At 69.7% G+C, this 1,687-nt stretch carries 2 protein-coding genes; one reads left to right on the forward strand and one right to left on the reverse strand.

Going from position 1 to position 1,687, the window contains the following annotated elements; genetic code table 11:
* The coding region (locus Q8S40_RS22575) for an MATE family efflux transporter (RefSeq protein ID WP_305672208.1) at nucleotides 1–501 on the forward strand (501 nt) is incomplete at its 5' end.
* Here Q8S40_RS22575 and Q8S40_RS22580 read toward each other — a convergent pair.
* The coding region (locus Q8S40_RS22580; protein ID WP_305672209.1) for an RNA polymerase sigma factor at nucleotides 485–1,687 on the reverse strand (1,203 nt) is incomplete at its 5' end. The two genes, Q8S40_RS22575 and Q8S40_RS22580, sit on opposite strands and share 17 nt — an antisense overlap.

The following is a 1,687-nucleotide window of genomic DNA, read 5'->3' on the forward strand; positions in this document are numbered from 1 at the left end:
CTGTTGATGATCATCGCCTATTTCCTCGATGGCATCGCCCAGGCGGCCGAGCAGCTTACCGGCAAGGCGGTCGGCGCCAACTGGCGGCCGGCTTTCGACCAGGCCTATGGGCTGAGCATGGTGTGGGGCCTGATCCTGACGCTGACGCTGGGGCTCGCCTGGTACCTGGCCGGTCCGCTGGTGATCGGGCTGATGACCACCAATGCCGAGGTGCAGGCCTATGCACTGACCTACCTGCCGATCGCGGCGCTCTGCACCGTCACCTTCATGCCGGCCTTCGTCTATGACGGCATCCTCGTCGGCGCCACGCTCAACACCACGATGCGCAATGGCATGGTTGTCTCGCTGGTCGTGTTTCTGGCCACGGCCAGGCTGCTGCAGCCTGTGCTCGGCAACTGGGGTCTGTGGGTCGCCATGCATGCCTGGTTCGTGGCGCGGGGCGCCATCTACTGGTGGGCGCTGGAGCGGCGCCGGGCCGGGCTGTTCACGGCGGCGGCGTGAACCCGGCATCCGCTTTCAACGCCCGCAGCCGCCGCTCCACAAGCCGCCGCTCCGCCTCCTGCGTGGTCAGCGCCAGCGCCGCTTCATAGGCCGCCCGTGCGTCGCCCGATCGCCCCAACCGCCGCAGCAGGTCCGCCCGTGCCGCATGCCACAGCCGGTAGTCGCTCATCCCCAGCGCATCCACCAGCGCCAGCCCGGCCGCCGGCCCATCGCGCATCGCCACTGCTACGGCACGGTTGAGAGCGACGATGGGCGAGGGGTCGATCCGCATCAGCAGGTCATAAAGGCCCACGATGCGCGGCCAGTCGCTGCCCTCCGGCCGATGCGCCGCCGCGATGGCCGCCTGCACCGAATAGTGGCTGAACCGGCCCGACAGCACCTGCCGCACCAGAGCCTGCCCCTCGGCGATCTGCGCCCGGTTCCACAGCGCCCGATCCTGCTCGTCCAGCGGCACGATCTCGCCCTTGGCCACGCGGGCGGCGCGCCTCGCATCCTGCAGCAGCATCAGCGCCAACAGGCCCCGCACCTCCGGCTCGTCGAGCAGCGTATCCAGCAACCGGGCCAGCCGGATGGCCTCGCTGCACAGGTCGGTGCGCACCGCCATGCTGCCTGATGAGGCGAGATAGCCCTCGTTGAACACCAGGTAGATCACCTGCAGCACCGCCTCGATGCGGTCGGGCAATTCGCCCGGCCCCGGCACGGCATAGGGGATGCGCGCATCGCGGATCTTGCCCTTGGCCCGCACGATGCGCTGGGCGATGGTCACCGGCTTGCCCAGATAGGCCGCGGCGATCTCCTCGGTGGTCAGCCCGCAGATTTCCCGCAGCGTCAGCGCCACCTGCGCGTCGGGTGCGAGCGCGGGGTGGCAGCAGGTAAAGATCAGCCGCAGCTGGTCATCGGCAATGCCGGGCGCATCGTCGTCCTCGGGCAGGGCGGCCAGCGCGATCTGCTGTTCCAGTTCGGCGCTGGCGGCGCTGAACCGCGCCTCCCGCCTGATGCGGTCGATCGCCTTGAAACGCCCGGCTGAAACCAGCCAGGCGCGTGGATTGGCGGGAATGCCCTTGCTCGGCCAGGCATCGAGCGCTGCCAGCCAGGCATCGTGCAGCGCCTCCTCGGCCCGATCGAAACCGCCGAGCAGGCGGATGAGCGTGGCCAGCACGCGCGGCGCCTCGCTGCGATAGACCGC

The sequence above is a fragment of the Falsiroseomonas sp. genome (genome assembly GCF_030695085.1).
Taxonomy (GTDB): Bacteria; Pseudomonadota; Alphaproteobacteria; order Acetobacterales; family Acetobacteraceae; genus Falsiroseomonas.